This window comes from Armatimonadia bacterium, from assembly GCA_039679385.1.
Classification (GTDB): Bacteria; Armatimonadota; Zipacnadia; order Zipacnadales; family JABUFB01; genus JAJFTQ01.
Genome location: JBDKVB010000112.1, coordinates 1 through 8,713, shown reverse-complemented (window position 1 = coordinate 8,713; position 8,713 = coordinate 1). Strand labels below are relative to the sequence as shown.

The following is an 8,713-nucleotide window of genomic DNA, read 5'->3' as shown; positions in this document are numbered from 1 at the left end:
GCTGCCGCGAGTGCGGCAGGCAATGGAGGAACTCGCCGCGGCCTATGCGCCGGAGGACCTGGCCGAAGTTGCCTACGGACTCTACGAGCGATTCCGACCTGCCATCGAGCCCGGGAGGGGCGGCTGGGGTCAGAAGGGCGCCCTCGACCTGGACCTGATACGGGGCCTCGGGCGGGATGCGCGAGGGGCCGGTGGGGCAGCCAAGCAGGCGTAGGAGGCGGCCCCGGCTTGACTTCGCAAAGGCCCGAGGCGTATCATCGCAGTGGGGAGGGTGTGGGGTATATGCTGATTGCGCCCCGGGCAGCTTGTTCACGGGGTACCTTAGGAACCGTATGTCGACGCCAACGAGGGGTCTCCCGGACGAGATCCTAACGCAGGTCCAGGCGCCTGCGCGCTATATCGGTCACGAGTTCAACGCTGTCATCAAGAATCCGCAGGAGGTCGAGCTGCGGGTCGCTTTGTGCTACCCGGATGTTTACGAAGTGGGGATGTCCCACGTCGGGTCGCACATTCTGTACCACGTCGTGAACCAACGGCCGGATGCCTGGGGTGAGCGTTGCTACTACCCGCATCCGGACGCGGCCTCCGCCATGAGGGAACGGGGAGTTGCCCTGCCGGCGCTGGAGAGCGGCGACCCCTTGCACCAGTTCGACGTCGTCGGGATCACCCTGCAGCACGAACTGACCTATTCCACTGTGCTCGCCCTCCTGGAGCTTGGTGGGATTCCGCTTCTCGCGGCCGAGCGTGGCGAGGAGATGCCGCTGGTCCTGGGCGGCGGTCCCTGTGCCTACAACCCCGAACCCATGGCGCCCTTTTTCGATGCCTTTGTGATCGGGGATGGGGAGGAGGCCCTGGGCGAAGTGCTGGAGGTGGTGAAGCTCCGGCGCAAGGACGGCCGTGCAGCGCTGCTGGCGGCGCTGGCAGAGGTCCCCGGGGTGTACGTGCCGGCTGTGCATGATCCGGCCGAGTGCACCATCACCAAGCGCGTGGTGGCAGACCTTGAGACGGCTGAGTACCCCCGACACCCGCTGGTTCCTTTTGTGGAGATCGTCCATGACCGGGGCCAGATTGAGGTCGCACGGGGCTGCACCCGAGGCTGCCGGTTCTGCCAGGCAGGCATCGTGTATCGGCCCGTGCGTGAGCGCACCCCGCAGACGCTGCGGGAACAGGCACGGGAGATCATTGCGAGTACGGGTTACGATGAGGTTTCGCTGGTGTCGCTGAACTGCCCTGACTACACGGGCATCAGCGAGCTGATCGACGGGCTCCATGCAGACCTGGCTTCGCAGCGGGTCTCGGTGGGATTGCCCTCGCTACGGATTGACAGCTTCAGCGTCGAGTTGGCGCGGAAGGTGCAGAGAGTGCGCAAATCGGGGCTCACCTTTGCGCCGGAGGCAGGCTCCCAGCGCCTGCGCGACGTGATCAATAAGGGTGTGACGGCGGAGGACCTGCTCGCGGCGACCCGGGCGGCCTTCAGCAACGGCTGGCACACCGTCAAGCTGTACTTCATGATTGGGCTGCCGACGGAGACGGAGGAGGATGTGCTTGCGATCGCCGACCTGGTCCGCCAGGTGGCCAAAGCTGGTCGGGAGACCCTTGGCCGCGCGGCCTCGCGCATGAAGATCAACGTCTCTGTCTCAACGCTGGTGCCGAAGTGCCACACGCCCTTCCAGTGGACCGGGCAGCTTTCGATGGAGGAGATACGGCATCGTCAGGCGCTGGTGAGAGGCGCGATTCGGGACAAGCAGATCAGCGTCTGGTGCCATGGGGTCGAGGAGAGTGTGCTGGAGTCGGCCCTGGCGCGCGGCTCGCGGAAGACGGCTCAGGCGATCTTGGCTGCCTACCGTGCCGGTGCGAGGATGGATGCCTGGTCGGAGCATTTCGACTACTCGCGCTGGCAGCAGGCCTTTGCCGAGAGTGGGCTGTCGCTGCAGGAGGAGGCGAGCCGGGAGTTCGCTACGGGCGCCAGGCTTCCCTGGAGTCACATCGACACCGGGGTAAGCCGGCAGTTCCTGCTTGCCGAGCGTGAGCGTGCGGTCGGGGGGCAGACCAGCGAGGATTGCCGCTTTGGCCCATGCCTGGGGTGTGGAGTGTCGCGGCTTGCCAAGTGCGAGGTTGCGAACCGGGAGCGAGGGTGCTGATGGATCGCGGTCGCCCCTATGCTCGCATCCGTTTCGCCAAGCACGGGCTGATAGCCTACGTGGGACATCTGGACCTGGCACGGACTTTCGACCGTGCCGTTCGGCGGTCCGGCCTACCCGTGGCCTACAGCGAGGGTTTCAATCCACGGGCGAAGATCGCCTTTGCTTCCCCTCTGCCGGTGGGAGTGGAGAGTGAGGCGGAGTTGTGCATTGTGGATCTGGTCGCACCGGTGGACCCGCGCGAGTTCCATCGTCGTCTGAGTGCGCAACTGCCCCCGAGTCTGCAGATTGTCGAGTTGGGCGGGGGCTATCGTGGGCGCAGGTCGCCGCTGGCGGACATTGCCTATGCCGAGTATCTGGCCGAGCTGCGGGTATCGTGTAGTGCTGCCGAAGTGGAGGCGGCCGTCAATGCGGTGCTTGCTGCTGAGAGTGTCATGGCATGGCGACGGACGAAATCCGGGGAGGGTGAGCAGGAGATTCGCCCGGGAATCGTCGAACTTGAGGTTGTGGACGTAGAGGCCAGGCGGCTTCGAATGAGGCTGCAGATAGCCGGCGAGAACGTGGCGAAGCCGGCAGAGGTTGTGGAGGCGCTCCATGAGCGCCTCGGTGGTGGGTCGTGCGAGGTTGAACGGCTGACGCGCACAGCCCTTTTCTGATCGAGAGCCTGACCGAGGGTCATGGTGGTGCTAAGGCAGGTCAGGTCCGGTGGCGGTATCGCCCCGGGAAGCGCGAGAGGTAGACACAGGCCTCAGCGCTCAGACACTTCGCAGGTTGCCAGGTCGGCCCGTCCGGGGATTGCATCCGGCGGAGAGGGCTTTGGCCAGCAGAGAGGCATCCTGCCATTGAGGGTATCAGATAACGTGGCAACAGAGATCGTTGTAAATGTGAACCCCCGCGAGACGCGAGTAGCGATCCTGGACGACGGCGATCTGTCGGAGATCATGTACGAGCGCGAGGGAAGTGTGGTGGGGAACATCTACCTGGGTCAGGTAGAGAATGTGGTCCCTGCCCTGGATGCGGCCTTTGTGACTTGTGGGATCGAGCGCAATGTGTTCCTTCATGTCTCGGACGCGATGGAAGAGGAGCCGACCCGGCAGCAGATGCGCCACAAGATGAACGGGTTCCCACCGATCAAGGAGGTCGTCAAGAACGGCGATACCTTCCTGGTTCAGGTGACGAAGGGCCCGGTTGATCTGAAGGGCGCTCGTGCGACGAGGAGGATCTCCCTCCCCGGCAGGCATCTGGTCCTGACCCATGACGGCCGTGGACGGGTCGGGGTCTCCAAGAAGATCGACGACGAGGCCGAGCGTACGCGCCTGCGAGACTTGGCGCAGTCGGTGAAGCCTGAAGGGTTCGGGGTGATCGTCCGCACACGTGCCGAGGGAGCCCAGCGCAAGGAGTTCGAGGACGACGTAAAGTTCCTCACGAAGCTGTGGCGCTCGATCGAGGGCAAGGCGCGGCAAGCGAAGGCACCGGCGCTGATCCATGACGACCTGAGCCTGGTGTTCGAGGTCGTGCGTGATGTGCTGGCGGTGAGCACCGCCCGCTTCGTAATCGACGACAAGGTGACCTACGACAAGGTTCTCAATGTTGTCGACAACGTCGAGCCCCAGCTGCGGAAGCGTGTGGAGCTATACAAGGGCGACCAGCCGATCTTCACTGCTTTCGGTGTGGAGCAGCAGATTGACCGGGCCCTGCAGCCCAAGGTGTGGCTCCCGCACGGCGGACACATCAACATCGCGCAGACGGAAGCGCTGACCACAGTCGACGTCAACACGGGGAAGTTTACGGGCGCCGCGAAGCTCGAAGAGACCGTGCTTAGGACGAACCTCGATGCCGCCGACGAGATCGCCAAGCAACTGCGCTTACGCGATATCGGCGGCATCATCGTTATTGACTTTATCGACATGGACAAGCGGAAGCACCGCGACCAGGTGCTAGTGGCCCTGCGGAACGCCTTCAAGGATGACCGCATGCGCACTCGGATCATGCACATCACCCGGCTGGGCCTGGTGGAAATGACCCGTAAGCGGACCGAGGAGAGCCTGCAGCAGAAGCTGACGACGCATTGCCCGTGCTGCAGCGGTCTCGGCCTGATCCTGTCGCCGGAGACGGTTGCCTGCCGGATTGCCGAGGAACTCCGCGTGAAAGCTGCGCACAAGGAGGAGGGGGAGGAGGCCTACGTGGTGGTCGCGAACCCGCGGGTGTGCCTTAGCCTCGTCGGGCCCCAGGGCGACGCGGTCGGGGTTCTTGAGGAAGAGACCGGTGTGCAGGTTTACATTCGCTGCGATACGGGGATTCACCCCGAGAACTACGAGATCACGCCGGGTGCCGTGAAGGACATCGAGAAGCAGCACCCGGTGTTCAAGGTTGGACGGCGGCTGACGATTCAGCCCGAGCAGTTCCTGCCTGGCGGAGGCGAAGGCCTCGTGGCACAGATCGATGGCTACCTGGTGGAGGTGCCGGAGGTCTCCGGGCAGCATGAGGGGCCGGTTAAGGCTCGCGTGACGGCAGCGGGGCGCTCCTATGTGCGGGCCACGCCGATGGGCACCAAGGGCAAGTAGCGACCAGGCTGGAGCGGCTGTGACCGGCTGTGGACTTCACCCCAGCTACCCCGGGGGTGTACACTGTCCGCGTGGACTTCACCGGGTTCCTGAGTGAGCTGCAGCAGTCGCCGGACTATGCGGGTCAGGTGCAGCATGTGCGCGAGATCCCGGCGCGCGAGGCGGCCTTTGGTGACCTGAGCCACGAACTGCACCCCTCGGTGCAGGGGATGCTTGAGGCGCTTGGGATCCAGCGACTGTGGTCCCACCAGGCCAAGGCCATCGACGCGGTCCTGGCGGGGCAACATGTCGCCGTCGTGTCCTCGACGGCGAGCGGCAAGACTCTGTGCTACACCGTTCCTGTCGCGCAAAGCCTCTATGAACGCCCCACGAGTCGGGCGCTGCTGGTCTATCCGACCAAGGCACTTGCGCAGGATCAACTGCGCAAGTTGGCCGACTTCGGAGCCGGCACCCACTTCGTCGCCGACACCTTTGACGGCGATACTCCTACTGCGCGTCGTCGCCGGATCAAGCGGGAGACGCAGGTTGTTCTCACCAACCCCGACATGCTCCACGTAGGGATCTTGCCCTACCACCACACCTGGGCTGAGTTTTTCCGGAATCTTCGTTACGTGGTGCTGGATGAAGTGCACATGTACCGCGGAGTCTTCGGCAGCCACACCGCAAATGTGGTCCGACGACTGCGACGTATTGCGGCCCACTACGGCTCGTACCCCCAGTTCGTCTGCTGCTCGGCGACCATCGGCAATCCCCGCGAGCTATGCGAGACCCTCACCGGCCTGCCCTTTGAGCTGGTGGACGAGGACGGCTCGCCTCAGGGCAAACGGTTCCTGGTGCTGTGGAACCCACCTCGGCTTGAGAAGAGGACTGGACGGCGGCGCAGCACGAACCTTGAGGCCGCCGACCTGGTTGTCCGGCTCATGCGGCAGAGCGTGCGCAGCATCTGCTTCACGCTGGCTCGCCGACAGGCTGAGCTGATCCTGACCTACGTGCGCAAGGCGCTGACCGGTTCCTCGCTGGTTGAGAAGGTCATGGCCTACCGGGGCGGCTATCTGCCCGGGGAACGTCGGGAGATTGAGCGTCGCCTGTTCGAGGGCGAGCTGCTGGCGGTGACCTCCACGACGGCGCTGGAGGTCGGAGTGGATATTGGTGGGCTGGATGCGGCGATCCTCGCCGGGTACCCGGGCAGCGTGGCCTCAACCTGGCAGCAGGCGGGTCGTGCCGGACGAGGAAGGCAGGACGCCCTGGCGGTGCTGATGGGGATGGCCGGCGGGATCCACCAATACCTGATGCAGCACCCCGATTACCTGCTGGAGCGGTCCTCGGAGAAGGCCATCATCGACCCCTACAACCGGTTCATCCTCGCGGGGCACCTGCTGTGTGCGGCCTATGAGCTTGCGGTCCGTGAGGAGGAGACGGACCTCTTCGGGCCGCAGATGGAGGAGATTCTGGGGATCCTGGGCGAGCACGGCTATGTAACGAAACGGTCGGCGTGGTACTGGGTGGCGCCGGACGTTTACCCGGCGGGTGAGATCAGTATCCGCAGCGCCTCCGGCACGGGCTTTGACATCGTGCTGCGGGACAAGGGCGAGCAGTCCGCGCTGCTGGGGACGGTCGATGCGGCTTCCGCGCTCAGTATCGTGCACGAAGGTGCCGTATACCTGCACGGTGGTGAGACCTTCCTGGTCGAGGAGTTGGACCTCGAAGGTCGAGTGGCCTACGTACGCCCGGCGCGCGTGGACTACTACACTGTGCCGATGGTGACCAGTGAGGTGCGGTCGGGCGAGGCGCAAGTGACCCGTCGCTGCCCCACGGGGACGGAGTTCTGCCTAGGTGAGATGGACGTGCGGTCGGCGGTCATCGGCTACACACGGCGCAGGCAGATCACGGAGCAAGAGCTGGGGCGCTTCGAGTTGGAGCTTCCTGCGTCGAGCTACGAGACGGTTGGACTGTGGATCAAGCCGTGCCCAGAGGACCTGGCGGCGTTGCAGGAGAACGGGCATGACCTGCTAGGGTCGCTGCACGCCCTGGAGCATGCCATGATCCAGTTGCTTCCGCTGTTTGCGCTGTGTGACCCGCATGATGTGGGCGGGGCGTCTCACAGTCAGCACCCGGAGGTGGGTGGTCCTGCGGTGTTCCTGTATGACGGCTATCCGGGCGGTGTGGGGATCTGTGAGAGCGCCTTCGAGCGTGTGGAGGAGCTGCTGCGGGCCACGGCTGAGGCTATCAGCACCTGCCCGTGCGAGGACGGTTGTCCCTCCTGCGTCCAGGCTCCGAACTGCGGAGATGGAAACCAGCCGCTAGACAAGGCCGGCGCCGCCTTCCTGGCGCGACTGTGGAGTGACGGTCCCCCGGTTACCCCGTAACACCCCTGCGACGAGCCTGTAAAGGTCACAGCAAACCGCGTCTGACGCTCTCAAGCCTTGCGAGCATGGGCCGAACCCCTTGGTGTCCGTTCGCTGCAAAAGGGGGAATTGTGCCCAGATGCTTGAGGCATGCGCAGGTGACCGTAAGTGCGCGCTGGTCGTCGATGATGAGCCGGTGGTACGGCAGATGGTGGGTGATGTGCTGGAGAGGGAGGGCTTCGTGGTCCACAGGGCGGCTGGTGGCTACGAGGTTGCCGAGTTGCTGCGGAAGCACGATGTGGACTTGCTGCTATGCGACATCGTGATGCCGGGGATGTCGGGTCTTGAGCTGGCCGGTGTGGTTCGGGAGCTATCGCCGAGCACCAGCACGATCATGATGACCGGCAACGTGTCGATCGAGACCGCACGGGGAGCTGCTCGGTGTGGGGCCGACGACTACCTTCCCAAGCCCTTCACGACCCAGGAATTGCTTCGGTGCGTCCGCAGTGCTCTGCAGCGCCGGGCTAAGGACCGTGAGCGTAGCCGCCGGCAGGAGCTGACCAAGCTGTACCAGCTCAGTGAGGATGTGCGAGAGGCTACCAACCCGTGGGAGATGCTGCGTCTGACCGGGACGGCAGCACTGCTGCACACGCACAGTGATGTTGGGTACCTGGCTACGTACCGCGCGGGACTGCTGTGGCCCTTGCCGCTGGGTCGTCAGGAGAGTGAGACGGGAGGACCGGCTCTGCCGCCGGACGATCTTCTCTATGCCTGTGCGATGTCGCAGAGGCCCATTCTGGTAACGAGCGAGACGCATCATCCGCTATCTGCGACGGTGAGTGATGTGCGCTCGGGCGGTCGGTCGGTGCTGGGTCCTGTGGTGGAGGCGATGGTCGTCCCCCTGGCCTCGGGGCGAGATGAGGGAGGAGCGCTTGCATTGGGGAGACGAGAACCGCGCAGCCCTTACACGCTGGCGGACTACGAACTGGTGTCGGTGCTCAGTGCTCAGTGCAATCTGCTGCTACGGAACGCCGACCTGCTGACCAACCTGGAGCGCTCCTACGTGGGGTCGATTCAGACGATGGTGAGGACGATCGAGGCGCGGGACCGCTACACGCATGGGCACTCGCGACGGGTGGCGGCCCTGTGCTGGCGGCTGGCGGAGGCCCTGGAGATCAGTCCGGCCGATCGGAAGTCGCTGCGCACGGCGGCGGACCTGCACGACATCGGGAAGCTTGCTGTGCCGGACCAGGTGCTCAACAAGCCTGGACCGCTCGACGATCGGGAATGGCAACTCGTGCGTCGGCATCCTGCCGTAGGTGCCGAGGTCCTGGCGCCGGCGACCTTCCTGGCCGACATTCAGCCGCTGATTCTGAGCCACCACGAGCGCTTCGACGGCAAAGGTTACCCTCGGAGCCTGCTGGGTGGCCGGATATCCAGCCTGGGCCACATCCTGATTGTGGCCGATGCCTGGGATGCTATGACCTCGGACCGTCCCTACCGAGAGGCGCTGAGCGTCGAAGGTGCTCTGCGGGAGATCGAAGCGGGTGCAGGCAGGCAGTTCGACCCGTCCGTGGCACAGGCGCTGATGACGGTCTTCGAGCCCCGGCTCACTTGACCCTGGGGAGAGAGAGGGAGGAGGCCAGCGCCGCGTCAGGGCTAG

At 64.7% G+C, this 8,713-nt stretch carries 6 protein-coding genes; all 6 read left to right on the top strand.

All coding sequences use genetic code 11. The features are described from left to right. Positions 1-214 (top strand): hypothetical protein (locus ABFE16_12895; protein MEN6346189.1); only part of this gene is annotated, 214 nt, incomplete at its 5' end. Between the two features lie 118 nt (positions 215-332). Beyond that, positions 333-2,141 carry a TIGR03960 family B12-binding radical SAM protein gene (locus tag ABFE16_12890; GenBank protein ID MEN6346188.1) on the top strand — a complete coding sequence of 603 codons (1,809 nt, stop codon included), beginning with the start codon at positions 333-335 and terminating at the stop codon, positions 2,139-2,141. Further along, on the top strand, positions 2,141-2,797 hold the full coding sequence (locus ABFE16_12885) for a TIGR03936 family radical SAM-associated protein (protein ID MEN6346187.1): 657 nt from the start codon (positions 2,141-2,143) through the stop codon (positions 2,795-2,797). The genes ABFE16_12890 and ABFE16_12885 overlap by 1 nt, the downstream gene beginning before the upstream one ends. A 204-nt stretch (positions 2,798-3,001) precedes the next feature. Next, positions 3,002-4,705 carry an Rne/Rng family ribonuclease gene (locus ABFE16_12880; GenBank protein ID MEN6346186.1) on the top strand — a complete coding sequence of 568 codons (1,704 nt, stop codon included), beginning with the start codon at positions 3,002-3,004 and terminating at the stop codon, positions 4,703-4,705. A 29-nt stretch (positions 4,706-4,734) separates the two neighbouring features. Continuing rightward, positions 4,735-7,071 (top strand): DEAD/DEAH box helicase, encoded by a 2,337-nt coding sequence (locus ABFE16_12875; GenBank protein ID MEN6346185.1) that lies wholly within the window; start codon positions 4,735-4,737, stop codon positions 7,069-7,071. A 118-nt stretch (positions 7,072-7,189) separates the two neighbouring features. Next, complete coding sequence (locus ABFE16_12870; protein ID MEN6346184.1) at positions 7,190-8,668, top strand: HD domain-containing phosphohydrolase; 1,479 nt, start codon at positions 7,190-7,192, stop codon at positions 8,666-8,668. Positions 8,669-8,713 lie beyond the last annotated feature (45 nt).